General features: G+C 71.9%; 28 protein-coding genes and 3 tRNA genes. 10 read left to right on the forward strand and 21 right to left on the reverse strand.

Annotated features, from left to right (window positions below):
- Positions 1-26: 26 nt before the first annotated feature.
- A complete protein-coding gene (locus ACF1AG_RS29685) occupies positions 27-545 on the reverse strand; it encodes an SSI family serine proteinase inhibitor (RefSeq protein WP_387798643.1) in 519 nt (172 codons plus the stop codon).
- A 178-nt stretch (positions 546-723) separates the two neighbouring features.
- On the opposite strand from ACF1AG_RS29685, the gene ACF1AG_RS29690 reads away from it, so the two are divergent.
- A tRNA-Ser gene (locus tag ACF1AG_RS29690) sits at positions 724-814 on the forward strand.
- Between the two features lie 196 nt (positions 815-1,010).
- A tRNA-Arg gene (locus ACF1AG_RS29695) sits at positions 1,011-1,083 on the forward strand.
- Between the two features lie 52 nt (positions 1,084-1,135).
- On the opposite strand, the gene ACF1AG_RS29700 is transcribed toward ACF1AG_RS29695, so the two are convergent.
- From ACF1AG_RS29700 to ACF1AG_RS29720, 5 genes are all read right to left on the reverse strand, one after another.
- Positions 1,136-2,245 (reverse strand): PP2C family protein-serine/threonine phosphatase, encoded by a 1,110-nt coding sequence (locus ACF1AG_RS29700; RefSeq protein ID WP_391810682.1) that lies wholly within the window; start codon positions 2,243-2,245, stop codon positions 1,136-1,138.
- A 109-nt stretch (positions 2,246-2,354) separates the two neighbouring features.
- Complete coding sequence (locus tag ACF1AG_RS29705) at positions 2,355-3,740, reverse strand: FAD-binding oxidoreductase (protein WP_391810683.1); 1,386 nt, start codon at positions 3,738-3,740, stop codon at positions 2,355-2,357.
- A gap of 222 nt (positions 3,741-3,962) precedes the next feature.
- Complete coding sequence (locus tag ACF1AG_RS29710) at positions 3,963-4,424, reverse strand: potassium channel family protein (protein WP_359601004.1); 462 nt, start codon at positions 4,422-4,424, stop codon at positions 3,963-3,965.
- A gap of 65 nt (positions 4,425-4,489) precedes the next feature.
- A complete protein-coding gene (locus tag ACF1AG_RS29715) occupies positions 4,490-4,921 on the reverse strand; it encodes a hypothetical protein (RefSeq protein WP_359600995.1) in 432 nt (143 codons plus the stop codon).
- 163 nt (positions 4,922-5,084) lie between these two features.
- Entirely contained in the window at positions 5,085-5,561 is a 477-nt protein-coding gene (locus ACF1AG_RS29720) for a MarR family transcriptional regulator (protein WP_359600994.1), read from the reverse strand.
- A 119-nt stretch (positions 5,562-5,680) separates the two neighbouring features.
- Between ACF1AG_RS29720 and ACF1AG_RS29725 the strand changes: the two genes are divergently transcribed.
- From ACF1AG_RS29725 to ACF1AG_RS29750, 6 genes are all read left to right on the forward strand, one after another.
- Entirely contained in the window at positions 5,681-6,064 is a 384-nt protein-coding gene (locus ACF1AG_RS29725; RefSeq protein WP_391810684.1) for an HGxxPAAW family protein, read from the forward strand.
- Between the two features lie 39 nt (positions 6,065-6,103).
- A complete protein-coding gene (locus ACF1AG_RS29730; RefSeq protein WP_391810685.1) occupies positions 6,104-6,976 on the forward strand; it encodes a DUF2797 domain-containing protein in 873 nt (290 codons plus the stop codon).
- 61 nt (positions 6,977-7,037) lie between these two features.
- Positions 7,038-8,060, forward strand: a complete 1,023-nt coding sequence (locus ACF1AG_RS29735) for an amidohydrolase family protein (protein ID WP_391810686.1) — start codon at positions 7,038-7,040, stop codon at positions 8,058-8,060.
- 78 nt (positions 8,061-8,138) lie between these two features.
- Positions 8,139-8,876, forward strand: coding sequence for a response regulator transcription factor (locus ACF1AG_RS29740; RefSeq protein ID WP_359600990.1), 738 nt, complete (start codon positions 8,139-8,141; stop codon positions 8,874-8,876).
- A gap of 246 nt (positions 8,877-9,122) precedes the next feature.
- The gene (locus ACF1AG_RS29745; protein ID WP_391810687.1) at positions 9,123-10,667 is read left to right on the forward strand and encodes an MFS transporter; all 1,545 of its coding nucleotides are present in this window, start codon (positions 9,123-9,125) and stop codon (positions 10,665-10,667) included.
- 80 nt (positions 10,668-10,747) lie between these two features.
- On the forward strand, positions 10,748-11,521 hold the full coding sequence (locus ACF1AG_RS29750; RefSeq protein WP_391810688.1) for a TetR/AcrR family transcriptional regulator: 774 nt from the start codon (positions 10,748-10,750) through the stop codon (positions 11,519-11,521).
- Positions 11,522-11,540: 19 nt separating this feature from the next.
- Here ACF1AG_RS29750 and ACF1AG_RS29755 read toward each other — a convergent pair whose 3' ends face one another.
- From ACF1AG_RS29755 to ACF1AG_RS29775, 5 genes are all read right to left on the reverse strand, one after another.
- Positions 11,541-12,011, reverse strand: a complete 471-nt coding sequence (locus ACF1AG_RS29755; protein WP_359600987.1) for a PPOX class F420-dependent oxidoreductase — start codon at positions 12,009-12,011, stop codon at positions 11,541-11,543.
- A 9-nt stretch (positions 12,012-12,020) separates the two neighbouring features.
- The gene (locus ACF1AG_RS29760; protein ID WP_391810699.1) at positions 12,021-12,326 is read right to left on the reverse strand and encodes an STAS domain-containing protein; all 306 of its coding nucleotides are present in this window, start codon (positions 12,324-12,326) and stop codon (positions 12,021-12,023) included.
- A 146-nt stretch (positions 12,327-12,472) separates the two neighbouring features.
- Positions 12,473-13,294: a YceI family protein gene (locus ACF1AG_RS29765; RefSeq protein WP_387798620.1), complete on the reverse strand. Its 822-nt coding sequence runs from the start codon at positions 13,292-13,294 to the stop codon at positions 12,473-12,475.
- A gap of 109 nt (positions 13,295-13,403) precedes the next feature.
- A complete protein-coding gene (locus tag ACF1AG_RS29770) occupies positions 13,404-15,941 on the reverse strand; it encodes an MFS transporter (RefSeq protein ID WP_359600984.1) in 2,538 nt (845 codons plus the stop codon).
- Between the two features lie 13 nt (positions 15,942-15,954).
- The gene (locus tag ACF1AG_RS29775) at positions 15,955-16,446 is read right to left on the reverse strand and encodes a MarR family transcriptional regulator (RefSeq protein ID WP_359600983.1); all 492 of its coding nucleotides are present in this window, start codon (positions 16,444-16,446) and stop codon (positions 15,955-15,957) included.
- 195 nt (positions 16,447-16,641) lie between these two features.
- On the opposite strand from ACF1AG_RS29775, the gene ACF1AG_RS29780 reads away from it, so the two are divergent.
- Complete coding sequence (locus tag ACF1AG_RS29780; RefSeq protein ID WP_359600982.1) at positions 16,642-16,836, forward strand: hypothetical protein; 195 nt, start codon at positions 16,642-16,644, stop codon at positions 16,834-16,836.
- 348 nt (positions 16,837-17,184) lie between these two features.
- Here ACF1AG_RS29780 and ACF1AG_RS29785 read toward each other — a convergent pair whose 3' ends face one another.
- From ACF1AG_RS29785 to ACF1AG_RS29820, 8 genes are all read right to left on the reverse strand, one after another.
- Positions 17,185-18,087: an RNA polymerase sigma factor SigF gene (locus ACF1AG_RS29785; protein ID WP_359600981.1), complete on the reverse strand. Its 903-nt coding sequence runs from the start codon at positions 18,085-18,087 to the stop codon at positions 17,185-17,187.
- Between the two features lie 246 nt (positions 18,088-18,333).
- Complete coding sequence (locus ACF1AG_RS29790) at positions 18,334-19,170, reverse strand: RNA polymerase sigma factor SigF (protein WP_006132791.1); 837 nt, start codon at positions 19,168-19,170, stop codon at positions 18,334-18,336.
- Between the two features lie 190 nt (positions 19,171-19,360).
- A complete protein-coding gene (locus tag ACF1AG_RS29795) occupies positions 19,361-19,654 on the reverse strand; it encodes a Dabb family protein (protein ID WP_033273344.1) in 294 nt (97 codons plus the stop codon).
- Positions 19,654-19,830: a hypothetical protein gene (locus tag ACF1AG_RS29800; RefSeq protein ID WP_359600980.1), complete on the reverse strand. Its 177-nt coding sequence runs from the start codon at positions 19,828-19,830 to the stop codon at positions 19,654-19,656. The genes ACF1AG_RS29795 and ACF1AG_RS29800 overlap by 1 nt, the downstream gene beginning before the upstream one ends.
- 101 nt (positions 19,831-19,931) lie before the next feature.
- A tRNA-Ser gene (locus tag ACF1AG_RS29805) sits at positions 19,932-20,016 on the reverse strand.
- Positions 20,017-20,061: 45 nt separating this feature from the next.
- Complete coding sequence (gene tadA, locus ACF1AG_RS29810) at positions 20,062-20,493, reverse strand: tRNA adenosine(34) deaminase TadA (protein WP_359601003.1); 432 nt, start codon at positions 20,491-20,493, stop codon at positions 20,062-20,064.
- Positions 20,494-20,558: 65 nt separating this feature from the next.
- A complete protein-coding gene (locus tag ACF1AG_RS29815; RefSeq protein WP_359601002.1) occupies positions 20,559-21,095 on the reverse strand; it encodes a hypothetical protein in 537 nt (178 codons plus the stop codon).
- 675 nt (positions 21,096-21,770) lie between these two features.
- A complete protein-coding gene (locus ACF1AG_RS29820; protein ID WP_359600979.1) occupies positions 21,771-22,019 on the reverse strand; it encodes a hypothetical protein in 249 nt (82 codons plus the stop codon).
- A 137-nt stretch (positions 22,020-22,156) separates the two neighbouring features.
- On the opposite strand from ACF1AG_RS29820, the gene upp reads away from it, so the two are divergent.
- On the forward strand, positions 22,157-22,792 hold the full coding sequence (upp, locus tag ACF1AG_RS29825; protein ID WP_359600978.1) for a uracil phosphoribosyltransferase: 636 nt from the start codon (positions 22,157-22,159) through the stop codon (positions 22,790-22,792).
- 41 nt (positions 22,793-22,833) lie between these two features.
- Here upp and ACF1AG_RS29830 read toward each other — a convergent pair whose 3' ends face one another.
- Together ACF1AG_RS29830 and ACF1AG_RS29835 are read right to left on the reverse strand one after the other, a co-directional pair.
- On the reverse strand, positions 22,834-23,454 hold the full coding sequence (locus ACF1AG_RS29830) for a LytR C-terminal domain-containing protein (protein ID WP_359601001.1): 621 nt from the start codon (positions 23,452-23,454) through the stop codon (positions 22,834-22,836).
- Between the two features lie 132 nt (positions 23,455-23,586).
- Complete coding sequence (locus ACF1AG_RS29835) at positions 23,587-23,883, reverse strand: type II toxin-antitoxin system VapB family antitoxin (RefSeq protein WP_004943146.1); 297 nt, start codon at positions 23,881-23,883, stop codon at positions 23,587-23,589.
- Positions 23,884-23,916 lie beyond the last annotated feature (33 nt).

The raw sequence follows: 23,916 nt of genomic DNA on the forward strand, positions 1-23,916 counted from the left end.
ACGCACCACGAACCTTCGCGGGACCTTTACGCCCCGGGCGCACCCGGTGCCGGGCCCACCTCGGGCAGCAACGGCACCAGCCGGTCCCACCGGTCGATCGCGCACCCGTTCGTCCGGTCGTACGTCGCGTCGACGGGGCGGCCCGCCCAGGTGCCGGTGATCCGGGCGGTGGCGGGGCCGCCGTACTGCATGGTGCACACGGCGTCCCGCGGCGCCGGCGCGAAGGCGTCCTGCCCCCACCGCGTCCGTTCCTCGACGGCCGCGCAGGCGCCGTCCGGATCGGGGTGCGTCCCGCCGCTCGGCCGGCACCGCACCTCGTACGTACCGTCCGCCGCGCGGCCCGCGTCCCGGACGGTGACGGTGAGCCGGTCGCCGTCCGGCGCCGGTTCCCCGGCCCGCGCAGGGGAGGGGGACGCGGCGAGCGAGGCGAGGACGGCGGCGAGCGCGACGAGGCTGCGTCGCCCGGGCAGGAAGGAGAGGGAGGGGATGGAGGAGAGGGAGGAGAGGGAGGGGAGGGAGGGGAGGGAGGGGGACAGGGCAGTCATGCCGTGATCAACGCGCCGGGAGGCGGGACGTTGCGCCATGACGGCGTGCCGGTCGTCAGGGCTTTGCCCTGCGGGCTCCGCGCCTTGTACCGTGGGCACCGATTGGTGACACGCCACGCGGTTGTGTCATCATCGGCACGCACCACTCGTTCGCGCCCGCGCGCAGCAGGTTGTGCATGGAGGCGTCGCCTAGTCCGGTCTATGGCGCCGCACTGCTAATGCGGTTTGGGCCTTAAAGCCCATCGAGGGTTCAAATCCCTCCGCCTCCGCCCCGAACACGAAGCCCCGGCCCCAGCGGCCGGGGCTTCGTCGTTCCCTCGCCACTCACGCCCCACACCGCGTTTCCGCAGGTCACAAGGGGTAGGGCAATCGGATTTCACATGGCGGCGGCAGTCATGTAATGTTCTTCCTGTCGCCGCGAGCGGGCCGAAAGGGCCGGGAGCGGCGAGACAAATGAAGAGACAAGCACTCGTAGCTTAACGGATAGAGCATCTGACTACGGATCAGAAGGTTGCAGGTTCGAATCCTGCCGAGTGCACACAGTTCAGAGGCCCCGGAGAGATCCGGGGCCTCTGGTGTTTCCGGGTGTCTCAGGGAGATGCGGTCCCCGCGGGCCCCTCCGGGAGCCGTGTCACCGCCAGGGCCGCCGTGTCGTCCTCGAGTTCGTCGGTGTGGCGGAACAGGGCTGCCAGCACGGCGTCCAGTACCGCGCCCGGATCCGGGGGCAGCGGGCCGGTGAGCGGGGGGACGGGGTCGAAGAAGGCGCCGGTGCGGTCGCGGGCCTCGATGATGCCATCGGTGAACAGCACCAGCGTGGCGCCGGGAGGCAGGTCGTACCGGTCCACGGGGACGACGGGACCGGCCAGGTCGCCCAGGCCCAACGGCAGTGACGGCTCCTTCGGCTCCAGCGTCGTCACCCGGCCCCCGTGGACCAGCAGCGGCGGCGGGTGCCCCCGGTTGGCCATGCGGAACGCGGACCGGTCGGGGAGGATCTCGACGAAGACGGCGGTGACGAAGTCCTCGTAGGGCGCGTCCTTCTCGCGGGCCTTCAGGTCCTGGACCTGGATCTCCGCGGCCTGCACGACCGACGGCAGGTCCGGCGTCTGCAGGGCGGCCGCGTGGAAGACGCCCAGCAGGGTGTTGACCAGGGTGGCCGACTGGGTGCCCTTGCCGCGGACGTCGCCGATCACCATCCGCAGCCCGTGGGGCGTGTCGTGGACCGCGTACAGGTCGCCGCCGATCAGGGCCTCCTCCTGCGCGGCCTGGTACCGGGTGGCCATGGCCAGCCCCCGGACCCGCTCGGGCACGGTGGGCAGCATGGCGCGCTGGACCGCCTCCGCCACCTGGCGCGACGTCCTCAGCTGCTCGCGTTCGCGGGCGAACATCCGGTTGAGGAACACCGCGACCACGGTCAGCGTGAGGAGGGTCGAGAAGCCGATGACGTTCGGTCGGGAGATCACCTCCTCGCTCTCCCGGAAGGCCAGCAGCCAGCCCGTCAGGAGGGCAGCCGCACCGCTGGTGACCGTCCAGGCCAGGGAGTACATGGGCGCCGCCGTCACCGACACGGTCGCCAGCAGCGGGAAGGTGTTGAACGGCGGCCAGGCGAGGTCGACGACGACCGCGACGACGATCACGGCGGGCGGCAGTGCACGGGGCCAGGCGATCCGCCTGAAGCGCTTCTCGCGCTGGTACCGCTGCATCCCCAGGGCCCCCGGTCGGTCCGTCGCGTCCTGCGCCCCAGTTTTCGGCAAGCCCTCCCGCGCAGCCACCGGGCGGGTCCGTTCGCGGCCCGCCCGGTGGCTGCGCGGCTCAGGCAGCCGGCGGGATGTTCTGGTTGGCGTGGAAGAAGTTGTCCGGGTCGTAGGTGTGCTTGACGGCCGCGAGGCGGGCGTAGTTGTCGCGGTAGGTGGCGCGGACGCTGTCGGCGTCGCCGGTCTCGCCGAGGAAGTTGACGTAGGCGCCGCCCATGGAGTGCGGGTGGAGCGCCGACCAGTAGTCCACGCACCACCGGCGGATCAGGTCGGCGCCGGCCGGGTCGGGGTCGATGCCGGCGATGACGCCGGACCAGGTCGCGTCCCGGTACGCCCAGGCCGTCTCGCCCGGGGCGACGTCGTGGGCCGCCCCGTCCACCGGGTACAGGTGCATGGTCGACAGGCCGGTCGGCAGTTCCCGCCCGAACCGCTCGTGCACCGCGAGGGCCTCGTCGGTGACCGTGTCGAAGAAGTCGCCGCGCCAGTACCACTGGAGCCCTGCGGGCACGAGGTCGTCGAACATCGTCTGGAGCATCGGGTACGGCATCGGCGTGGCGAAGTGGAAGGCGGGCGGGGCCGGGTCGTCCACCACGGACAGCACGTCGTCCAGGCGTCCGCCCTCCAGGTCGCCGGTGTAGCACCAGACGACGGCGCACACCTTCCGTCCGTGGAGCGGCTCGGGGAAGGGCGGTGCGGGCGGGACGGCCATGACGGCGAAGAAGCCGTTGAGGTCCTCGGGCGCCGACGGCAGGAACTCCCGGTACCAGCGCAGCACCTCCTGGGTCTGCTCGACCGGCCACACGGTGACCGCCACGCCGACCGTGTGCACCGGGTGCAGCCGGAAGGTGAAGGACGTGACCACGCCGAAGTTGCCGCCGCCGCCCCGCAGGGCCCACAGCAGGTCCGGGTGCTCCTTCTCGGTGGTGGTGACGAAGCTGCCGTCGGCCAGGACCACGTCCGCGGCGACCAGGCTGTCGATCGTCAGTCCGTACTTACGGGTGAGGTGGCCGTGGCCGCCGCCGAGCGTGAGACCGCCCACGCCGGTGGTGGAGTTGATGCCGGCGGGCACGCCGAGCCCGAAGGTGTGCGTCTCGTGGTCCAGGTCGCCGAGCCGGCTGCCCCCGCCGACCTGGGCCGTCCTGGCCACCGGGTCGACCCGCACCCAGCGCATCAGGGACAGGTCGAGGGTGAGCCCGCCGTCGACCAGGCACAGGCCGGGCCCGCTGTGCCCGCCGCCGCGCACGGCCAGCTCGACGCCCGTCTGCCGGGCGAAGGCGATGGTGGAACGCACGTCCGCCGTGCCGGTGCAGCGGGCGATGGCGGCGGGACGGCGGTCGATCATGGCGTTGTAGACGGAGCGGGTCTCGTCGTACCCGGAGTCCTGCGGTGTCACGAGGGGACCTCGCAGGGCCTCGCCCAGATTGTCCAGTGCGGTTGCATCCATGCCGCTCATGTGCGGACACCCCTTGGAGCAGTGCGGAACCGGATGCGGGCCCGCGGGCGGACGACCCGGTGTACCTGCGCCTCGGTGTCGTTTCCGGGCCTCACGAGGCGTCCGGCCGGTGTTCGTCCGGGGTCCTGGGGGGCGGTCCCCGGGCGTCCCGGGGAGCACCCTGCTCCTTCAAGTGTGACGCCGATCACACGTACGTGCGACGCGGGCGCGGGGTCATCGCGGCGGGTCCGCGTCCCCGTGGTGGCGCAGGGCGTTGCGCAGATGGGTGGTCAGGGCGGTGGCCGCCGCCGTGAGAAAGATGAAGCTGTAGAGGATCTGCAGGATCGCGACCAGGCGCGCGGACTGCCCGCGCGGGGTGATGTCCCCGTACCCGACGGTCGCGAGCGTGACCATCGTGAAGTAGAGGGCGTCCAGGCGCGTGGCGATGCCGTCCAGTTCGCCGGGGCGCTGGGCGAGACCCTGGTAGGTGGTCGCGAAGACCAGCACGGACAGACACATCAGCGGCGGGATCACCAGCCCCGGACGGACGCCCGGCGCGTTCAGCAGCACCCGGGCGACCTGGATCAGCAGCAGGACGGCGATCAGTGCGAGGGCCGCGCCGAAGAGCACCCAGCTCAGCACCGGCCGCCGCGGGCCCAGCCGGTCCAGCGGCAGCAGGAAGTACGCGGTGACCATCGCGGTCAGTCCGGCCGCCTGGATCACCCAGGGCCAGGCGCCGGACCGGCCGCCGGGCGCGCGCTCTACGCCGGGGACTCGCGGCGGGGTGCGCACAGGGCCCAGATGATGAAGCCGTCGATGACGATGAGGACGATCGACCACACCGGCTGGTAGGGCAGCCACACGAAGTGGGCGATCATGCTCAGCCCCGCCAGGCCGACGCCCACGGCACGGGCCCAGGTGGCCCCCCTGAACAAGGCCAGGCCGGCGGCGGCCACCAGCGCGCCGAGAATCAGATGAACCCAGCCCCAGCCGGTCAGGCTGAACGAGTACGTGAAGTTGGGGGTGGCGACGAAGACGTCGTCCCGGGCGATGGCGGCGATGCCTTCGAAGATCGCCATGACGCCGCCGAACACCATCAGGAACGCGGCGGCCACCGTCCAGCTCGCCGCCCAGGGGCTCTCGGCCTCCCGGCCGGCCCCGCGAAAGCCCGTACCGCTGACATTGCTGGCCATGTTTGACGACCTTCCGGATGTCCCCGAGCGGTTCGATCCCCTTCAGACTGGCACCGCGGGCCACGCCCGGCACCTCGGCGGTGATCCGGGGTCAGTTCTCGTGCGGGCTCCCGCGCGGGTCAGCTCTTGCTGCGGCCAGTTCTCGTGCGGGCTCCCGCGCCGGTCAGTTCTTGCTGCGGCTTTCCTCCCGGAAGGCGTCCGCGAGCGCGGTGGCGCGCCGGAACCAGTCGTTCAGTACGGCAAGCTCCTCGGCGGAGTAGTCCGCGAACAGGTCGGCGAGGCGCGCGTAGTAGGGCTCGTAGAGCCGGCGCGCCATGGCCACCGCGTCGGGCACGGCGGCCACGCGGACGCGGCGGCGGTCGGCGGGGTCGGGGCGGCGGGTGATGAAGCCGGACCGCTCCAGACGGTTGAGGACGCCGGTCATCGCGCCGGTGGTGACGTGGACGCGCTCCGCCAGCTCACCGGCGGTGAGCAGGTCGTCCCCCGCCTCCAGGACGAAGCCGAAGCAGGTCACGTCGGTCACGTTCAGGCCCATGACCTGGGCCATCTCCTGCTGGCCGATCAGATGCGTCGCGATCAGTCGGTCCATCGCCCACATCGCCTCCTGCTGCGTGGCGGGCGGGCGCGGATTGGCGTGCATGACGGGACTTCCCATTCCTCTTAGCTCGTGAGGGATTTCTGTTATAAATTTCTTAGGACGTGAGACATCAGGAGGACGTCCGTCGTCCGGAGGAACGCCGACGCCGCGGAAGGGCAGACATGAGCGCGCATCCATATGACCACGGGCACACGGTCGCCGGCTGGACCGGCTGCGGGATCGCCGTCGCCGGAACGGCCCTCCTGGGCGCGGGAGTCTGCACCGTCTCGGGGCCGCTGCTCGCCGCCGGAGCGGCGGTCGACGTGCTCGCCCTGCTCGTCACCTGGGCCCTCCATCTCGCCGGATGGGGCAAACCGTCGGGGCCCCGGCCGCGGGGGGAGTGGAGCTGGCGGGTGCGGGACAGCGGGGCTCGCGCGGGGCATGCGGAGTGCCTGGGGTGCCGGCTGGCGGGACGGAGGGGTGGCAGGACCGTGGTGCCGGCACGTCCGATTTCATCCCCGCAGGCCGCCCCCGTCGAGACGGACGCGGTGGGCGTGGGCGGCTGACCCGCCCGTTGTCAGTGGCCCCCTCTACTCTCGGCCGGGATGGCACAGGCATGGCGGTGCGCGGGGCTGAGCTGGACGGCGGGCGGCCCCGTGCTGATCTGGGACGGGGGCCGGCGCTCGGCGCTGACCTGGGGGAAGACGGTGGCCTTCGGGGTCGCGGAGGGGGGAGCGCGGACCTGTGTGGGAGCACGGGGGAACGTGTGTCCGCTCTCCGTGCGGGTGTCCGCCCGGAGCACCGGGCCGCGCTGTGAGGAGTGCGCCCGCCTGGACCGGGCGCACTCGGTTGCCGCCGACACGCTCGCGGACGACCCGCGGCCGTACCGGGTCTACCTGGCGTGGTTCGGACCCGGAATGACCAAGGTCGGGATCACCGCCGAGCGGCGGGGACCGGCCCGGCTGCTGGAGCAGGGTGCGATCTGCTTCACCTGGCTGGGCACGGGGCCGCTGATGGCGGCACGCCGCACCGAAGAGCTGCTGCGTGCCGCCCTGAGGGTGCCCGACCGCATCCCCTACGCCGCCAAGCGCGCGGCGCGGGCGGCGCTCCCCTCGGCCGGAGAGGAGCGGGCCGCCGAGATCGCCGGGCTGCACGCACGCGCGTTGACCCTCACCGGCTGGCCGGAGTCGCTCGAACCCGCCCCTTTCCGCCCCGTCGACCATGAGGAGGCGTTCGGACTGGCGGAGGCGCCGGCACCGGTGGGCGTGGTGGGTGAGCTGGCCGCCGGTGGTGCGGTGAGCGGGGAGCTGGTGGCGGCCGCCGGCCCCGATCTGCATCTCGCGACGGACCGCGGCGTCCTGGTCCTGGACACCCGCCTGCTGCCCGGCTGGGAGCTGGTGCCGGGCGGGGGACGCCGGGTCGAGGTGCCGGTGCGGGCGTTGAAGGAGCGGCACACCGCGCAGGACGGGCTGTTCTGAGCCGAGGGTGAGGACAACGAGGGCTGGACCGCCCCCGCCCCCACGGGTGATCGTGTCCGGCATGAGCGCGCAACCTCCGACTCCGTCGGCCCAGACAGACGAGCCGCCCGCGACCGCCGGGGCCGCCGGGATTTCCGAGTCCGCCGCGGCTACCGGGACGCCAGACTCCGCCGAGTCCGCCGAGTCCGCCGAGTCCGCCAAGGTCCGCCGCTTCTGGCAGGATCTCGGCCTCCCCGGCCTCGTCGACGTGCACACGCACTTCATGCCGGAGCGCGTGCTCCACAAGGTGTGGGCGTACTTCGACCGGCTCGGCCCGCTCACCGGCGGTGTCGAGTGGCCGATCACCTACCGCGAGGACGAGGCCGAGCGGGCCGCGCTGCTGAGGGCGTTCGGCGTGCGCGCCTTCACTGCGATGCTCTACCCGCACAAGCCGGGCATGGCCCGCTGGCTCAACGACTGGGCCGCCGACTTCGCCCGCCGCACCCCCGACTGCCTGCACACCTCCACCTTCTTCCCCGAGCCCGGCGCCGCCGCCTACGTCCGCGAGGCCGTCGAGGGCGGGACGCGCGTCTTCAAGGCGCACGTCCAGGTCGGCGGGTACGACCCCGCCGACGAGGCGCTCGACGCCTGCTGGGGCCTGCTCGCCGAGGCGGGCACACCGGTGGTGGTCCACTGCGGCTCGGGCCCCGCCCCGGGCAAGCACACCGGACCCGAACCGATGGCGCGCGTGCTGGCCCGCCACCCCCGGCTGCGGATGGTCGTCGCCCACATGGGCATGCCCGAGTACGAGGACTTCCTCGACCTGGCCGAGCGGTATACGGAGGTCCGCCTCGACACCACCATGGCGTTCACCGGCTTCAGCGAGCGGATGGCGCCGTTCCCCCGGCGGGCTCTCCCCCGCATCGCGGCCCTCGGCGACCGCGTCCTGCTCGGCACCGACTTCCCCAACATCCCCTACCCGTACGTCCATCAGCTCGACGTCCTCGCGGATCTGGGGCTCGGCGACGACTGGCTGCGGGCGGTGTGCCACGACAACGCGGCCCGGCTGTTCGGCCTGCCGGACGCACCGGAGCCGCCCGCCTGAGACACGCCTGTGGATTTCTCAGGGAAAACACAGACAGACGCAAGGGTGCTCTCAGGGGACGCCGAGACCGTGTCCGGTATGACCACGATCTCGCCCCAGGGGCGCACGGAACTGCTGAGGCCGGACGGGAGCTCCGTCCGGGTGCTGGTGGTGGACGACGAGCAGTCGATCACCGAGCTGCTCTCCATGGCCCTGCGCTACGAGGGCTGGCAGATCCGCAGCGCGGACGACGGCCAGGGCGCCCTCCGCGCGGCGCGCGAGTTCCGGCCCGACGCGGTCGTCCTGGACATGATGCTGCCCGACATGGACGGGCTCACCGTCCTCGGCCGGCTCAGGCGCGAACTGCCGGACGTGCCCGTGCTGTTCCTCACCGCGAGGGACGCCGTCGAGGACCGGATCGCGGGGCTGACCGCGGGCGGCGACGACTGTGTGACCAAGCCGTTCGGGCTGGAGGATGTCGTCGCGCGGCTGCGCGGGCTGATCCGACGCTCCCACGCGGTCGACCGCCGCTCCGACGCCCTGCTGGTGGTCGGCGACCTCACCCTGGACGAGGACAGCCACGAGGTGACCCGCGGCGGGCAGAGCATCCACCTGACCGCCACCGAGTTCGAGCTGCTGCGCTTCCTGATGCGCAACCCGCGCCGGGTGCTCAGCAAGGCACAGATCCTCGACCGCGTCTGGTCCTACGACTTCGGCGGCCGGGCGAACGTCGTCGAGCTGTACATCTCCTACCTGCGCCGGAAGATCGACGCGGGCCGGGAGCCGATGATCCACACCCGGCGCGGCGCCGGTTACCTGCTGAAGCCAGCGGCGTAGTGACCGAGGCGGGGCGGCCGCGTCGGCGCCGCCACCCGCCCGTTGCGCCGTGTCACCGCCGTCGCCACCGGCACCGCCACGCGCGTCGCCGGACTCCCCCGCCTCCACGGGTGGGAGGCCAACTTCACTCAAGTCACCGCCGCATTCGCCACGTTCTACGACCTCACCGGCCCCGCGTCCGAGAGCCGGCCCCGCCCCACGACCCCGTGTTCTACACCGTAGGAGGGGTGTTCTACGGTGTAGAACATGACCACGTCCTCCCAGGAACAGCCCGCCGCGGCCCCCGACCCGTCCCCGGACCCCGCACCGGAGGACGGGGCTCCCGAGGGGCACGCGCGGCGCTGGCTGATTCTCGGCGTCATCTGCCTCGCCCAGCTCACCGTGCTGCTGGACAACACGGTGCTGAACGTGGCGATCCCCTCCCTCACCCGGGAGATGGACGCCTCGACCGCCGACATCCAGTGGATGATCAACGCCTACTCCCTGGTGCAGTCGGGCCTGCTGCTCAGCGCGGGCAACGCGGCCGACCGCTACGGCCGCAGGAAGATGCTGATCGTGGGTCTCGTCCTGTTCGGCGCGGGGTCACTGGTGGCGGGGCTGGCCCAGTCCTCCGCGCAGCTGATCGCCGCGCGGGCGGGCATGGGCGTCGGCGGGGCGCTGCTGCTCACCACCACCCTCGCCGTGGTCATGCAGATCTTCACGCCGGAGGAGCAGCCCAAGGCCATCGGCATCTGGAGCGCCGTCAACTCCCTGGGGTTCGCGGCCGGTCCGCTGGTCGGCGGCTTCATGCTGAACCACTTCTGGTGGGGCTCGATCTTCCTGATCAACCTGCCGGTCGCGGCCCTGGCACTGGCCGCCGTCGCCGCGTACGTCCCCGAGTCGCGGAACCGGCGGGGCGACCGGCCCGACCTGGTGGGCGCGGTGCTCTCGACCATCGGCATGACGGCTCTGGTCTACGCGATCATCTCCGGCCCCGAGCACGGCTGGACGTCCGGCACGGTGGCCATCGGCGCGGGCGTGGCGGCCGTGGTGCTCGGCGTCTTCGCGTACTGGGAGAGCCGGATCCCCTACCCGATGCTCGACCTGCACTTCTTCCGCGACCGGCGCTTCACCGGAGCGGTCGGCGGCCTGGTGCTGATCACCTTCGGGATGGGCGGCGCGCTCTTCCTGCTCACCCAGTACCTGCAGTTCGTCCTGGGCTACGGCCCGTTGGAGGCGGGGCTGCGCACCGCGCCGATGGCGCTGACCGTGGTCGCCCTCAACTTTACCGGCGTGGGTACCAAGTGGTCGGCGAAGATGGGCACCCCGCTGTCCATCGCGGTCGGCATGGGACTGATGGCGGCCGGGCTGGTGTCGATCGCCACGCTCACCGGCCACGGCTACAGCGGCACGCTGCTCGGCCTGGTGCTGATCGGAGCCGGCACCGCGATCGGCAGCCCGGTGATGGCGCATGCCGTGATGAGTTCCGTGCCGCGCGAGAAGGCCGGCGTCGGCGCGGGGATCAACGGCACCCTGGCCGAGTTCGGCAACGGACTCGGCGTGGCCGTCCTCGGCGCCGTGCTGAACGCGCGCTTCGCCGCGCTGGTGCCGGTCGCGGCGGCCTCGCTGCCGGCGGCGACGGCCGCGGCCGGTTCGGACCGCGAACGCGCCGAGATCACCGGGGCGTTCTCCTCCGGTCTGGAGACGAGCCTGCTCGTCGGCTCGGTCGCGGTGCTGCTCGGCGGACTGATCGCGGCGTCGCTGCTGCACCGCGCCGACCGCGCCGACCGCGCCGACCGCGCGGACGCGTGAGCCGCGCCGACGCGTGAGCCGCGCGGGACCGGGCGGACCCCTAGCATGAACCGGCGTCGGCGAGTCGAGGAAGGTGCGCCATGGTGAGGGCAGACCAGCGGTCCGGGAAGACGCCGCGGCCCAGTGTCTGGCTGGAGGACCGGGAGCGGGGCGGCAGGCGGGGCGGAGGTCAGCCCTCCGGCCTCGACCGGGACCGGATCACCGGGGCCACCGTGCGGCTGCTGGACGCCGAGGGCCTGGAGAAGTTCTCCATGCGCCGCCTCGCCGCCGAACTCGACGTCACCGCGATGTCCGTCTACTGGTACGTCGACACCAAGGACGACCTGCTCGAACTGGCCCTGGACCGCGCCTTCGGCGAACTCGCCCTGCCCGAGCCGGACTCCGGCGCGGACTGGCGCCACGAACTGCGCGCCCTGGCCCGCGAGTACCGGGCGCTGCTGGTGCGGCACTCCTGGCTGCCGGCGCTCGTCGGACGCTTCCTCAACATCGGCCCCCACGCGCTGCTGTTCTCCGGCGCGATCCAGCGGGTCCTCGGCCGCACCGGCCTGCCCGAGCACGAGGTGACCGGGGCGATCGCCGCCGTGTTCCAGTTCGTGTACGGACACGGCACGGTGGAGGGCCACTTCCGTGACCGGGTCGCCTCCACGGGCCTGACCGTCGACGAGTACCACCACCGCGCCATGACCGAGGTGCTGCGCGACCCGGACGCCTCCGACGTCGTCGGCCGGTCGGCCCGGATCATGGAGGCGCGGGGCGGCGACACGGTCGAGGAGATGCTGGAACGGGACTTCACCTTCGCCCTGGACCTGCTGATCGCCGGCATCGAGGCGATGGTCGCCCGCAGCCGCGGCTAGCCGCGTGCGAGGCGCTGCCCTAGTCGCTCTGCGCCGTCCGCGCCGGGAAACCGCCCGTCGCCACCGGCCCCCAGCGCTCCGGGGTGATCCGGATCAGCGACTTGCCCTGCTTCACCATCGCCGCGCGGTACTCGTCCCAGTCGGGGTGCTCACCGGCGATGTTCCGGTAGTACTCCACCAGCGGCTCCACCGAGTCGGGAACGTCCAGCACCTCGGCGGTGCCGTCGATCTGCACCCAGGGGCCGTTCCAGTCGTCGCTGAGGACGACGAGGCTCACCCGCGGGTCACGCTTGGCGTTCCGGGTCTTGGCGCGCTCCGGGTAGGTGGACACCACGATCCGCCCGGAGTCGTCGACGCCGCAGGTCAGCGGCGACCCCTGCGGTCCGCCGTCGGAACGGCGGGTGAGCAGGACGGCGCGGTGGCGGGGGCGTACGAAGTCGAGCAGCTCGTCGAGGGAGACGCGGGTGTTGGTCGCGATGTCGGGTGCCATGGCGTCAGCCTAGGCGGCCATCGCCTCGGGGAGGTTGTCGTACACCGGCACGTCGCGGCGCAGCCCGGTCACCTCCAGGACGCGGCCCGCGACGCTCTCCGGGAGGGCCACCAGGTGCACCCGGGTGTGGGGGAGCAGCAGCCTGCGGGCGTCGTTGATCAGGCGGATGCCCTGGGAGTCCATGAAGAGGGTCCGGGACAGGTCGAGGACCATCACCCGGGCGGGCCCCTCGGAGCCGGAGCGGGCCTGATACATGATCAGCGGCAGCAGGCCGTCGGCGTTGCGGAAATCGATCTCCGACGGCAGCGGGAGCATCACGCGTTCGGAGGAGAAGGGCGGAAGGGTCACGGGCATTCACCTGGAATCGGTCGTCCGGAATCGGCAAGGCCGCTTCCTGACCCTCCACCCATTGCACCACGCCGGAGACGAGACGGACAGCGGTGCAGGTCCGAGCGTCGCGCTCAGCCCTCCGGGAGCTTCTCGCCCTGCACGGCCTGGACGTCCAGCTCCACCCGGAGCGTGGTGCCGATGGCGGCGATGCCGGCCTGGACGACCTGGTTGTAGTTCATCGCGAAGTCCTCGCGGTGCAGCTCGGTCGTGGCACGGAAAGCCGCCCGGGTGCCGCCCCAGGGGTCGGCGCCGGTGCCGAGGTACGCCAGGTCCAGGTCGACCGGGCGGACCACGCCGCGCATGGTCAGCTCGCCGTGCACGGTCCAGCGGTCGGTGCCCGCCTGGGTGAGCCCCGTGGACCGGTAGGTGATCTCGGGGTGCCGTGCGACGTCCAGGAAGTCCGGGGACCGCAGATGGGTGTCGCGCATCCTGTTGCCGGTGTCGATGGAATCGGCCCGGATCACCGCTTCCACGCGGGACTTGGTGACGTCGTCAGGGGCGATCTCCACCAGGGCGGTGAAGTCGGTGAACCGCCCCCGCACGCTGGAGATGCCCAGGTGCTGGGCGACGGCGGCAACGCCGGAGTGGGCCGGGTCGACGGTCCACGGTCCGGGCGGCGGCAGCTCCGTCCCCCCGGCCCTGGCCAGCGTCACCGTGCCGATCTCCGCGCGCCCGCTCGCGGTGACGAGGGCGCTGGCCGCGGCGGGGGCGTACCCGACCGCGGTCACGACGACGGTGTACGCCCCCGGCGCCAGCTCGGTGGCGTCCCGGACGGCGCCCTCCGCGTCCGCCTCGGCGCGCAGCACCTGGCTGCCCGTCCCGTCGGTCAGCGTGACGACCGCGTGCGACACGGCCCATCCGTCCCGGGTGCAGATCCTCGCGGTCAGTGGCATCCCGTCTTCTCCCTGCGAAGGCTCTTGAAAAGGTCGTGATACGACCGGCCCGCGGCGGGGCGCGTCTCCGCTACAGGACGCGCGAACCCGCCACGGGCCGGGACTGGGGTCACTCGCCCGGGTGGGCGAGATCGATGTCGTGGTCGTCGACACCGGGTCCTGCGACCGTCAGGGCGCTCGCCACCGGCGGGTAGCCCGTGGCGATGACGGTGTACTCGCCGCCGTCCAGGTCGGCGAAGGCGTACGCCCCGTCGTCGCCGGTGGTGGCCGTGCCGACCACGTTGCCCGCCGCGTCGACCAGGGTGACCCGGGCGTCGGCCAGCGGACCGTGCGGGGCGCGGACCACGCCCCGGACGTGGGCGCCGGTCTCCAGGTCGGCCTCGACCCGGGTGACGCCCGAGGCGCCGATCTCGACCGGAAGGGCGCGCGGCCGGTACCCGGCGGCGTTCACCGCGACGGTCACCGCGCCCGGCACCAGCTCGGCGAAGGAGAACTCGCCCTGCTCACCGGTGGTCCCGGTGGCCAGCAGGTCCCCGCGCACGTCGGTGACGATCACCATCGCGTCCTTCACGGGCTGACCGGTGTCCGCCGCGCGGACCACACCGGTCATGCCGCTGGTGCCGCTGAGCAGGACGTCGTAGGACACCGGCTCGTCGTTCACCACGACCGTCGACGCCTGCGGCTGGTGCCCGTCGGCGGCGGCGATCAGGACGTACGACCCCTGCGAGGGGGCGTCCACCGCGTAGGAGCCGTCGTCCTGGGCCACGGAGCGGCCCAGCTGGCGGCCGCCCAGGGAGATCAGCGTGACCGCGGCGCGGGGCACCGGGGTGCTGTCGGCGCCCCGGACGAAGCCGCGCACCGGGATGCCGGAGGAGGCGGACTCCTCGGGCCGGGCCGCGGTGGCGACGGCGGACACCGGCTGGGCGAAGGTGTCCTCCACGGCGGCCTGGGTCTCCGCGACGGCGGAGCCCGCGGGGACGGCGCCCCCGGCAGGGACGGACGCGGCCTCGGCGACTGCCGGGGCGACCGGGTCGCCGGAGGCGGCGGCCTGCTCCTGCGCGGCCTGGGCCAGCGCGCCGGTGGTCCGCAGCGGGACCTCCTTGATGAAGACCGTCACCAGGAAGCCGAGCGCGGCGATCGGCGCCACGTACAGGAAGATGTCGGCGATGCCGTGGCCGTAGGCGCTCTCCAGCCAGGTGCGGATGCCCGGGGGCAGCAGGTCCATGTCGGGGATGGTGCCGCTGCCGGAGGCCTTGGCAGCCGCCGCCTGCTCCTGCGGGCTGAGCGTGCCGATGGTGTCCGCCGCGTAGTGGCTGATCCGGGAGGACATCACCGAGCCGAGCACGGAGACGCCCACCGCACCGCCGAGCGAGCGGAAGAACGTGACCACGGAGGAGGCCGCGCCCAGGTCGCTCGGGGCCACCTGGTTCTGCGTGCAGAGCACCAGGTTCTGCATCATCATGCCGACGCCCAGACCCATCAGCGCCATGAAGATGCCGATGTGCCAGTACGGGGTGTCGTAGCGCATGGTGCTCAGCAGGCCGAGGCCCGCCGTGAGCAGCACGCCGCCCGACAGCAGCCAGGCCTTCCAGCGGCCGGTCTTGGTGATGACGATGCCGGAGACGGTCGACGATATGAACAGACCGCCGATCATCGGGATGGTCATGACGCCCGACATGGTCGGGGACTTGTCCCGGGCGAGCTGGAAGTACTGGCTGAAGTAGACGGTGCCCGCGAACATCGCGATACCGACGAACAGCGAGGCCAGCGACGCCAGCGTGATGGTGCGGTTGCGGAACAGGCGCAGCGGGATGATCGGCTCGCTCGCCCTGGACTCGACGAGCAGGAAGATCAGCGTCAGCACGAGCGCGCCGCCGACCATCACACCGGTCTGCCACGACATCCAGTCGTACTTGTCGTCGGCGAAGGTGACCCAGACGAGCAGCAGGGAGACGGCCGCCGTGACGAAGAAGGCGCCGGCCCAGTCGACCTTGACCTCCCGCTTCACCAGAGGCAGGTTCAGCGTCTTCTGCAGCACGACCAGCGCGACGAGCGCGAAGGGGACGCCGACGTAGAGGCACCAGCGCCAGCCGAGCCAGCTGGTGTCGGTGATGACGCCGCCGAGCAGCGGGCCGCCGACGGTCGCGACGGCGAAGGTCGCGCCCAGGTAGCCGGAGTACCGTCCGCGCTCACGCGGGGAGATCATCGCGGCCATGATGATCTGGGCCAGCGCGGCGAGGCCGCCGCCGCCGAGACCCTGGATGGCGCGCGCGGTGATCAGCATGCCCGGGTTCTGCGCCGTGCCGGCCACGATCGAGCCGATCACGAAGACCACCAGGGCCGTCTGGACCAGCGCCTTCTTGCTGATGAGGTCGGCGAGCTTGCCCCACAGGGGGGTGGAGGCGGTCATCGTCAGCAGCGAGGCGGTGACGACCCAGGTGTAGGCGCTCTGGCCGCCGCCGAGGTCGGAGACGATCTCGGGCAGCGCGTTGGTGACGATGGTCGACGACAGGATGGCGCAGAACATGCCGAGCAGCAGCCCGGACAGCGCCTCCATGATCTGCCGATGGGTCATCGGAGCGTCCGTGGAGGAGCCTCCCCCGTGCTTGGCATGAGCCCGCACACCGTTCGGTGTGGTCGTTGCCATGGACTTCCTTCTCTTACGTGCTTGCGGGTGTACGGGTGGTCTGTTCGAGCGACGGAGATGCCTGCCGGGGCACGGTGCGGGGGTCGCCGAAGCTGTCCCTGAGCCGGGCCATCAGCCGGGTGAGGTCGTCGACCTCCTCGTCCGACCAGTCGCCCAGCCGCTCCGCGAGGAGCTGGGTGGTGCGCCGGAACAGCTCGTCGAGCCGGATCTCGCCGGCCGGGGTGAGGCGCAGGATGCGGGACCGCTTGTCGGCGGGGTCGGGGGAGCGTTCGAGCCAGCCGCGCTCCGCCAGATGGGTGACGTGCCGGCTGGTGACGGACATGTCCACGGACAGCAGCTCGGCGAGCCTGCTCATGCGCATGTCGCCATGGCGGCCCAGCACGGTCAGCACGGCCGCGGAGCCGCTCGGGCAGTCCGACGGCATCAGCCGGTTCATCTCCCGTTTGACGGCGCCGAAGGCACTGAACTGCCGGACCAGCTCCTCGTACTGTGCCGACTCGGCCATGGCACCTCCGTTTCGTTGCTTGAAGCAACCGTAGGGATCGATGGTTGCTGAAGGCAAATAAAAACGGGCCGTCCAGGCCAAAAACTTGGCAAAGGCAAGTAATCGCGTCAGTAAACACGCAGGTGGGAGGGGTCCTCCCCCGTGGATCCCGCCCCGCTTGGGGCCCCGGACGCTGATTCGCTAGGGTCTCGGTCCATGGCTAACACCCAGGGCCCGCAGGGCAATCACGACCCCGCCGGCAGCACCCAGATGTTCCGCGCGTTCGTCGACGAGGCTCCCGAGACCGGTCAGCCGGCGGCCACGGGCGGCGGCCCGCGGATCGGCCTGATCATCGGCATCGTCGCCGCGGTCGCCGTCGTCGCAGCGGTGGCCTGGCTCGCACTGAAGTAAGGGGGAGGCCGCCGAGGGGAGCCCCTCGGCGGCCTTCGCCCAGTCGTCGGCACGGCGACGACAGCACCCTCAAGGGGCGCGGGGAACTGCGCGATCAACCCCTACCGCCCCGTACGGGCGGGTAACCGTCCCGGTCCGCTCTCTGGGCACGGCGACGAGAGCATCCCCAGGGGGCGCGGGGAACTGCGCGACCAGCCCCCACCGGCCCGTGCCCGCGAAGCGACCGCTACCCGCCCCGCCCGGAGGCGCGGGAAAGCGGTGCACGGAGGTGCCCGCACACAAGAGCGCGGAGGCCCCCGGCCCTGAGAGGGCCGAGCGCCTCCGCGCTCGAAGGCAGGTCCGCGGACGTCAGTCCGAGATGAGCCCCTCCCGCAGCTGGGCCAAGGTGCGCGTCAGCAGACGTGAGACATGCATCTGCGAGATGCCCACCTCCTCCCCGATCTGCGACTGCGTCATGTTCGCGAAGAACCGCAGCATGATGATCCGCCGCTCACGCGGCGGCAGCTTCGCCAGCAGCGGCTTCAGCGACTCCCGGTACTCCACGCCCTCCAGAGCCGTGTCCTCGTAGCCGAGGCGGTCCGCCAGGGAGCCCTCGCCGCCGTCGTCCTCCGGGGCTGGGGAGTCCAGCGAGGACGCCGTGTAGGCGTTCCCCACCGCGAGGCCGTCGACGACGTCCTCCTCGGACACGCCCAGGACGGCGGCGAGTTCGCCCACCGTCGGGGAGCGGTCCAGCTTCTGGGAGAGCTCGTCGCTGGCCTTGGTCAGCGCCAGCCGCAGCTCCTGGAGCCGGCGCGGCACCCGCACCGACCAGGACGTGTCGCGGAAGAACCGCTTGATCTCCCCGACCACCGTCGGCATCGCGAAGGTCGGGAACTCCACGCCCCGTTCGCAGTCGAAGCGGTCGATCGCCTTGATCAGCCCGATGGTGCCGACCTGGACGATGTCCTCCATCGGCTCGTTGCGCGAACGGAACCGCGCCGCCGCGTACCGCACGAGCGGGAGGTTCAGCTCGATCAGAGTGTCCCGGACGTAGGCGCGCTCCGGGCTGTCCTCGTCGAGCACGGCGAGCCGCAGGAACAGGGAGCGGGACAGGGTGCGGGTGTCGAGGGCCGCCGTCTCCGGGACCTCCGGAGCGGGTGCGGCGGCGAGGGCCGGGCCCTCGCCGATGGGGCCGAGTACGTCGAGAGCATGGGGAGCTGACTCGCTCTCCGCGAGCGTGAGCACCTTCGAGCTGCCCTGTTCTGCGGACATGCCACCCCCTTTGGGTCGCGGGACGGTCGCGGCGAACGCTCCCGATCCGAGGAACGCAGCCTTCACCTGAATACCGGCGCCGAGGCTCCGGCAAACGCGCTTCCGGCAGAATGTCACATGTCGGCAACGCGCTGTAGTGACATGTCGACATGCGAGATGCGAATCAGCCCTGGAAACAAGGGGTCTGACGGGCTTTCGGACGGAAAGGGCTCCAATTCACGCCGATGGGCGATTCGCTCTTTACGGTTACGCGTCGATCCTGTTTGCGGACCTCAGCCGCTGGAAGCTGCGGGCCAGCAGCCGGGACACGTGCATCTGCGAGACGCCCAGCTCGGCGCTGATCTGGGACTGCGTCAGATTGCTGTAGTAACGCAGCAGCAGGATGCGCTGCTCGCGCTCCGGCAGCTGCACGAGGAGATGCCGGACGAGGTCGCGGTGCTCCACGCCGTCCAGGGCGGGGTCCTCGTAGCCGAGCCGGTCCAGGAGGCCGGGCATCCCGTCACCCTCCTGCGCGGCCTCCAGCGAGGTGGCGTGGTACGACCGGCCGGCCTCGATGCAGGACAGCACCTCCTCCTCGGAGATGCGCAGCCGCTCGGCGATCTCGGCGGTGGTCGGGGTGCGCCCGAACGCAGTGGTGAGGTCCTCCGTCGCGCTGTTCACCTGCACCCACAGCTCGTGCAGCCGGCGCGGTACGTGGACGGTGCGGACGTTGTCGCGGAAGTACCGCTTGATCTCACCGACGACGGTCGGCATCGCGAAGGTCGGGAACTGCACGCCCCGCTCGGGGTCGAAGCGGTCGATGGCGTTGATGAGGCCGATGGTGCCGACCTGGACGACGTCCTCCATCGGCTCGTTCCGGGAGCGGAAACGGGCGGCCGCGTAGCGCACGAGCGGGAGGTTCGCCTCGATGAGCGCCGCCCGCACGCGGGCGTGCTCCGGCGTGCCCGGCTCCAGGTTCTTGAGCTGACCGAACAACACCTGGGTCAGGGCCCTGGTGTCCGCGCCACGACGCTTGGCGGGGGTCTGGACCGCGTCGGGGGACACCTCGTCCTGGGGCGGCGCGGAACTGGCCGACACGGTCAACGCCACCTCTTCATTTCGCTCACATCGTCCGTCAACTCATCCGTCAAAAGCGGTCATAGCATCACAAGACTGACTCACTGTGTGCAAGCACCGCATATTCCGTGTTGAGGGTGGGATACGAGCGCCGGACGCACCGTGGCCCCCTGCCGGCACGGCAAGGGGCCACGGTGCACGGAGTGCGGAGGGGGCGTCAGAACTCGTAGTCGGCGATCACCCACGTGGCGAACTCGCGCCACAGTCCGACGCCCGCCTGGTGGTCCGGGTGCTCGACGTAGCGGCGCAGCGCCTCGGCGTCGTCGAACGCGGAGTTGATCGCGAAGTCGTAGGCGATGGGGCGGTCGCTGATGTTCCAGGCGCACTCCCAGAAGCGGATCTCCGGGATCTTCCCCTCCAGCGCGCGGAAGGCCTCCACGCCTTCGGCGACCTTCGGGTCGTCGCGGCGGACGCCTTCGTTCAGCTTGAAGAGCACCAGGTGCCGGATCATCAGTTGCCTCCTGCGGCCAGCCAGGTCATGAAGTCGCCGATCGCCTTGGCGGCGTCCGAGATGCCCTGGAACCCGATGGTGACGTAGTCGCCGGCGGTCTCGGGATCCGTGATGATCACGTACAGCACGAAGACCACTACCAGATAGACGGCGGCCTTCTTCGCGTTCACCGCCATCGCGGCCCTCCCCTGTCACGGCTGTCACTGCTGTCACGCGTGCATCGAGCGGGCCCATGATCGCACGAAGGGCCCCGTCTGACGACGGGGCCCTTCTCAAGCGGTAGCGGAGGGATTTGAACCCTCGGTGACTTGCGCCACACTCGCTTTCGAGGCGAGCTCCTTCGGCCGCTCGGACACGCTACCGAGGGAGACCTTACAGCACGGTGGCGCGTGGTTCGAAATCGGTATTCAGCGTCCCCGGAAGAACTCCGTGAGCAGCCGCGAGCACTCCTCGGCGAGCACGCCCTCGATCACCTCGGGGCGGTGGTTGAGGCGCCGGTCCCGGACCAGATCCCACTGGGATCCCGCCGCGCCGGCCTTCTCGTCCCGGGCGCCGTAGACCACCCGGTCCACCCGGGACTGCTGGACTGCGCCCGCGCACATCGTGCAGGGCTCCAACGTGACCACCAGGGTGCAGCCGGCCAGCCGCCACTCCCCGGCCCGCCCGGCGGCCCGGCGCAGCGCCAGGACCTCCGCGTGCGCGGTGGGATCGCCGACCGCCTCGCGCTCGTTGTGGGCGCGGGACAGCACGGTGACCCCGTCCGCGGCCAGCACGACGGCGCCGACGGGGACGTCCCCGCCCTGGACGGCCCGGCGGGCCTCGTCCAGGGCGAGTCGCATCGGTTCCCGCCAGGGGTCGCGCACCGGGTCCGGGAGGCCGGGCGCGGGGGTGGTGGTCGGCACGGTCAGCGGACGGTCTCCAGCACCTCGGAGGCGCCGAGCACCTCGGCGATCTCGGAGACGGCGTCCTGGGTCATCGAGCGCAGCTCCTTCTCGGTCACGCCCAGGTCCTCCAGGACCTGCGCGTCCCCGACGGGGCCGTGCGGCACGGACTCGCCGGACGCGGTGGACGGGGCGCCGTCGGCGTCCTCGTCGTCCGGCTCACCGTCCTCCGTGCCGTCGAGGTCGAGGGCGTCCAGGTCGGGGCCGTCGTCCCCGGGCTCCCGGCCGAGCAGTTCGTCGGTGAGCAGGATCTCCCCGTAGCTGCTGCGGGCGGCCGCCGCGGCGTCGGACACGTAGATCCGGGGATCCTCCTCACCGTCCACGCGGACGACGCCGAACCAGCCGTCCTCCTGCTCGATCAGCACGAGCACCGTGTCCTCGTCAGGGGAGGCTTCCCGGGCCAGGTCGGCGAGATCCGACAGGGTTTCCACATCGTCGAGCTCTGTGTCGCTCGCTTCCCACCCGTCTTCGGTGCGCGCGAGCAGTGCGGCGAAGTACACCGTGACTCTCCCACTGGTCATAGGCGTGCCGGTTGGGGGTCCCCCCGGCGGAGGTGTGCGGGCGGGTATGCGGAGCTGAGACCCCGCCCACTGGGAATCGTGGCAGAAACAAGGCCGTCAGGGGACGTCTTCCGCTCCCTGTGTCCGGCAGTTTCGATCGCGGTCCAGCGCGCTTGTCGCCGCCACGACCGGATCGTACGCGCCCAACCCCGCCCACCGGGCCGCGGCACGTCAAAGGGACCAGGGCCCCTTTCCCCCACGGGCCACCCCGCGTGTCGCGCCCGCACACCGGCAACCCGGCCGGTCCCGGGACACCCTCCGCGGAGCACGGTTCTCCCCTTGCGCGGGGCGCTCCTGCCCTACGTGGGGCACGGCTTCCTTCTTACGTGCGGCGCGTCTCCTGCCCTACGCGGGCAAGGCTTGCGTCCTGCGCGGGCAAGGCTTCCGCCCCACGCGGGGCACAACTCCCGCCCTCCGCGGGCATTCGTGCCGCAGGGCGGCACGGGTGGGCGCGGCGGCGCCCTGTCGGCGCCAGGTGCGCAGATGCCCTCGGTCCGCACGGGTGCCGGTGCCTGGAAACGGGCGGCCGCGGCACGGGCGGGCGTGGCGCCACACTGCGGGTGCCGGGTGCGCTGACACCCTCGGCCTGTACAGGCGCCCGCGCCGGACAAGCCGCTACCAGCGAAACGTCCGCATCCGCATCGCGTGCCGCAACCGCGCCGCCTTGGCCCGCCGAGGCTGCACCCGGTCCCGCAACGCCCGAGCCTCCGCCAGTTCCCTCAGGAACCGCGCCCGCCGCCGTCGGCGCTCGGCCTCCCAGTCCACCTCGCCCCCGGCGCCGCTCCCGGCACCCTCGGCGCCCCGGAACGCCCGGGAAGCCCCGGCCGTCCCGGCCGACGGATCGCGATCCTCCTGCTCAGGCATTGCTTCATCACCCCAGTCCGTCCCTCCCACCTTCCCCCGACCGGGCGGTTTGACGCCAGCGAAGGAGTGACGGGTGCCCCATCCCCTTGCCACGCACGGGGACGCCGACCCTCCGTGTCCCGGTTAGGGTTGACGCCATGCGTCTCCACGTCGTCGACCACCCCCTGGTCGCCCACAAGCTCACCACGCTGCGCGACCAGCGCACCGACTCCGCGACCTTCCGCCGTCTCGCCGACGAGCTGGTCACCCTGCTCGCCTACGAGGCCACGCGTGACGTGCGCACCGAACAGGTGGACATCCAGACGCCGGTGGAGCGGACCACGGGCGTGAAGCTGTCCCACCCCCGCCCCCTGGTGGTGCCGATCCTGCGGGCCGGCCTCGGCATGCTGGACGGCATGGTCCGGCTGCTGCCGACCGCCGAGGTGGGCTTCCTGGGCATGGTGCGCAACGAGGAGACGCTCCAGGCCTCCACGTACGCCACCCGCATGCCGGACGACCTCTCCGGGCGTCAGGTGTACGTACTGGACCCGATGCTGGCGACCGGCGGCACGCTCGTCGCGGCCATCCAGGAGCTGATCAAGCGCGGCGCGGACGATGTGACCGCGGTGGTGCTGCTGGCCGCGCCGGAGGGCGTCGAGGTCATGGAGCGCGAGCTGGCCGGCACGCCGGTGACGGTCGTGACGGCGTCCGTCGACGAGCGCCTCAACGAGCAGGGCTACATCGTGCCGGGCCTCGGCGACGCGGGCGACCGCATGTACGGAGCCGCGGAGTAACTCCGCGGCTCACACGCCCCCGCGCCCGACGGCCCGGAGGGTCAGCAGTTCTTCTTCGAGGCGGGCGCGGGCTCGGGGTTGGCCAGTGCGGTCAGCGCCTTGTCGGCGTCCGCCTTCGCCGTGAGCCCCCGGAACGCGTCGCCGATGATCAGATCGAGCTCGACGCCCTTGCGGGCAGGTTCCGTGCGGCGCTCGGCGCCGGCCAGTTGGGTGCCCAGCACCGGCAGCCCCGTGTCCAGCGCGGTCGCCGGACCGAGCAGCACGCCGGTTCCCTTGACCTTCTTGTCGAACGTCTCGGGCGCGTTGGCGACCTCGCCGATCTTGAAGCCGCGCCTCTTCAGCTCGTCGGCGGTCTTCTGGGCGAGCCCGCTGCGCGTCGTGGCGTTGAGCACGTTGACGGTGATCGTGCCGGGGCGGGGCAGCGGCTTGGCCGCCCCCGCGGGACTCGCCGAGGCCTTCGCCGTGGTGCCGCAGGCGGCCTTGGTGCCGGCCGCGGAGGCGGAGTCGCCGCCGGTGAAGACGTCGATGAGTTGCAGCGTGCCCCAGCCGCCCACGCCGAGCACGGCGACAGAGGCGGCGGTCAGCACGACGAGCTTGCCGCGCCGCCGGGGCCGGCGCATCCGCGGGTACTTGTCACCCGTGATGCGGTACTGGCCGCCCATGCCGGGTGGAGTGAGCATGCTCATGAGCGCAGCGTAGTGCGCCCGGGCTGCTATGCCTACTAGATGATCATTCGACTGGGTGCAGTCCAACCCGAAAGGGCCAAACCGGGCCGCCAGAGGGTTCGACGGGTGTCAGTCGAGTTCGAGAACGCGCGCGTGGAGCACCTGGCGCTGCTGGAGCGCCGCGCGCACCGCGCGGTGCAGTCCGTCCTCGAGGTACAGGTCGCCCTGCCACTTCACGACGTGCGCGAAGAGGTCGCCGTAGAAGGTGGAGTCCTCGGCGAGGAGGGTCTCGAGGTCGAGCTGCTGCTTGGTCGTCACGAGCTGATCGAGGCGGACCGGGCGCGGCGCCACGTCCGCCCACTGCCGGGTGCTTTCCCGGCCGTGGTCGGGGTACGGCCGGCCGTTTCCGATGCGCTTGAAGATCACACGGAAAGCCTACCGGTCGAGACGTTCCGGGCG

This window comes from Streptomyces sp. NPDC014764 (genome assembly GCF_043082785.1).
Classification (GTDB): domain Bacteria; phylum Actinomycetota; class Actinomycetes; order Streptomycetales; family Streptomycetaceae; genus Streptomyces; species Streptomyces althioticus.

Coding starts and splice junctions, on each gene's coding strand:
- tadA (WP_359601003.1), bottom strand. CDS start 20,493: ATGCGACTCGCCCTGGACGAGGCCCGCCGGGCCGTCCAGGGCGGGGAC.
- ACF1AG_RS29735 (WP_391810686.1), top strand. CDS start 7,038: ATGAGCGCGCAACCTCCGACTCCGTCGGCCCAGACAGACGAGCCGCCC.
- ACF1AG_RS29760 (WP_391810699.1), bottom strand. CDS start 12,326: ATGCTCCCGCTGCCGTCGGAGATCGATTTCCGCAACGCCGACGGCCTG.
- ACF1AG_RS29730 (WP_391810685.1), top strand. CDS start 6,104: ATGGCACAGGCATGGCGGTGCGCGGGGCTGAGCTGGACGGCGGGCGGC.
- ACF1AG_RS29725 (WP_391810684.1), top strand. CDS start 5,681: ATGAGCGCGCATCCATATGACCACGGGCACACGGTCGCCGGCTGGACC.
- ACF1AG_RS29830 (WP_359601001.1), bottom strand. CDS start 23,454: ATGGGCGGCCAGTACCGCATCACGGGTGACAAGTACCCGCGGATGCGC.
- ACF1AG_RS29700 (WP_391810682.1), bottom strand. CDS start 2,245: ATGCAGCGGTACCAGCGCGAGAAGCGCTTCAGGCGGATCGCCTGGCCC.
- ACF1AG_RS29685 (WP_387798643.1), bottom strand. CDS start 545: ATGACTGCCCTGTCCCCCTCCCTCCCCTCCCTCCCCTCCCTCTCCTCC.
- ACF1AG_RS29770 (WP_359600984.1), bottom strand. CDS start 15,941: ATGGCAACGACCACACCGAACGGTGTGCGGGCTCATGCCAAGCACGGG.
- ACF1AG_RS29705 (WP_391810683.1), bottom strand. CDS start 3,740: ATGGATGCAACCGCACTGGACAATCTGGGCGAGGCCCTGCGAGGTCCC.
- ACF1AG_RS29750 (WP_391810688.1), top strand. CDS start 10,748: ATGGTGAGGGCAGACCAGCGGTCCGGGAAGACGCCGCGGCCCAGTGTC.
- ACF1AG_RS29755 (WP_359600987.1), bottom strand. CDS start 12,011: ATGGCACCCGACATCGCGACCAACACCCGCGTCTCCCTCGACGAGCTG.
- ACF1AG_RS29775 (WP_359600983.1), bottom strand. CDS start 16,446: ATGGCCGAGTCGGCACAGTACGAGGAGCTGGTCCGGCAGTTCAGTGCC.
- ACF1AG_RS29800 (WP_359600980.1), bottom strand. CDS start 19,830: ATGGCGGTGAACGCGAAGAAGGCCGCCGTCTATCTGGTAGTGGTCTTC.
- ACF1AG_RS29745 (WP_391810687.1), top strand. CDS start 9,123: ATGACCACGTCCTCCCAGGAACAGCCCGCCGCGGCCCCCGACCCGTCC.
- upp (WP_359600978.1), top strand. CDS start 22,157: ATGCGTCTCCACGTCGTCGACCACCCCCTGGTCGCCCACAAGCTCACC.
- ACF1AG_RS29710 (WP_359601004.1), bottom strand. CDS start 4,424: ATGGTCACCGCGTACTTCCTGCTGCCGCTGGACCGGCTGGGCCCGCGG.
- ACF1AG_RS29720 (WP_359600994.1), bottom strand. CDS start 5,561: ATGCACGCCAATCCGCGCCCGCCCGCCACGCAGCAGGAGGCGATGTGG.
- ACF1AG_RS29820 (WP_359600979.1), bottom strand. CDS start 22,019: ATGCCTGAGCAGGAGGATCGCGATCCGTCGGCCGGGACGGCCGGGGCT.
- ACF1AG_RS29765 (WP_387798620.1), bottom strand. CDS start 13,294: ATGCCACTGACCGCGAGGATCTGCACCCGGGACGGATGGGCCGTGTCG.
- ACF1AG_RS29715 (WP_359600995.1), bottom strand. CDS start 4,921: ATGGCCAGCAATGTCAGCGGTACGGGCTTTCGCGGGGCCGGCCGGGAG.
- ACF1AG_RS29780 (WP_359600982.1), top strand. CDS start 16,642: ATGGCTAACACCCAGGGCCCGCAGGGCAATCACGACCCCGCCGGCAGC.
- ACF1AG_RS29795 (WP_033273344.1), bottom strand. CDS start 19,654: ATGATCCGGCACCTGGTGCTCTTCAAGCTGAACGAAGGCGTCCGCCGC.
- ACF1AG_RS29740 (WP_359600990.1), top strand. CDS start 8,139: ATGACCACGATCTCGCCCCAGGGGCGCACGGAACTGCTGAGGCCGGAC.
- ACF1AG_RS29785 (WP_359600981.1), bottom strand. CDS start 18,087: ATGTCCGCAGAACAGGGCAGCTCGAAGGTGCTCACGCTCGCGGAGAGC.